This window comes from Dietzia sp. DQ11-38-2 (assembly GCF_014145055.1).
Lineage (GTDB): Bacteria > Actinomycetota > Actinomycetes > Mycobacteriales > Mycobacteriaceae > Dietzia.
Map to the genome: position 1 here is coordinate 2,702 of NZ_JAALDW010000465.1, position 1,030 is coordinate 3,731.

The 1,030-nt window shown below is 70.2% G+C and carries 1 protein-coding gene; it reads right to left on the reverse strand.

Annotation, left to right across the window (positions count from 1 at the left end):
* Positions 1 to 1,030: aldehyde dehydrogenase family protein (locus tag G6026_RS14695; protein ID WP_241728106.1), on the reverse strand; the 1,030-nt coding region annotated here is incomplete at both ends.

Below are 1,030 nucleotides of genomic sequence, written 5' to 3' on the forward strand. Positions count from 1 at the left end.
CACCACCCGGTGGTCGGGCTCGACGTCCACGAACACGGTGGGTTGGACGAAGTAGCCGGTGTCACCGTGTCGGCCGCCGCCGGTGAGGGCCCGCCCGCCGTCCTCGATGCCGGCGCGCAGGTAGTAGGAGACCTTGTCGAACTGGTCCTGGTCGACCAGCGGGCCGAGCTCGGTGGCGGGGTCCAGACCGTGCCCGATGGTGGCCTGGGCGGCGGCTTCGGCGACGGCCTGCGTGAACTTCTCGTAGATGGAGTCCTCGACATACAGGCGGGTGCCAGCGGTGCAGGCCTGGCCGTGGTTGAACATCCACGCGGCCACGGAGCCTGCGACGGCGGCGTCGAAGTCGCAGTCGGCGAAGACGATGTTGGCGCTCTTGCCGCCCAGTTCGAGGGAGACCTTCTTGAGGTTGCCCTTGGCGGCGTCGACGATGAGCTTGCCCACCTCGGTGGAGCCGGTGAAGGCCACCTTGTCCACGTCGTCGTGGGCGGAAATCGCGGCGCCGGCGTCGCCGAAGCCGGTGACGATGTTGACCACGCCGGCGGGCACGCCGGCCTCGGCGATGACCTCGCCCAGCAGCAGCGCGGTCAGCGGAGTCTGCTCGGCCGGCTTGAGGACCAGGGTGTTGCCGGTGGCCAGGGCGGGGGCGAGCTTCCACGCCGCCATGAGCAGGGGGAAGTTCCAGGGGATGATCTGCCCGCACACGCCCACGGGCACGCGCTGGGTGTAGGCGTGGAACTGCTTGTCGCCGGCGAACGGCATCGACACGTTGACCGTGGAGCCCTCGATCTTGGTGGACCAGCCGGCGTAGTAGCGGAACACGTCGGCCGCCCAGGCCACGTCCACGGCGGTGGCGATCGCGACGGACTTGCCGTTGTCCAGGGCTTCGATCTGCCCGAACAGCTCGGCCCTGGCGTCCAGCAGGTCGCCGATGCGCCACAGGATCTGCTCGCGCTGGTTGGGCTTCATGGTCGCCCACGAGCCGTCGTCGAACGCGCGGCGCGCGGCGGCGACGGCCCGGTCGACGTCCTCG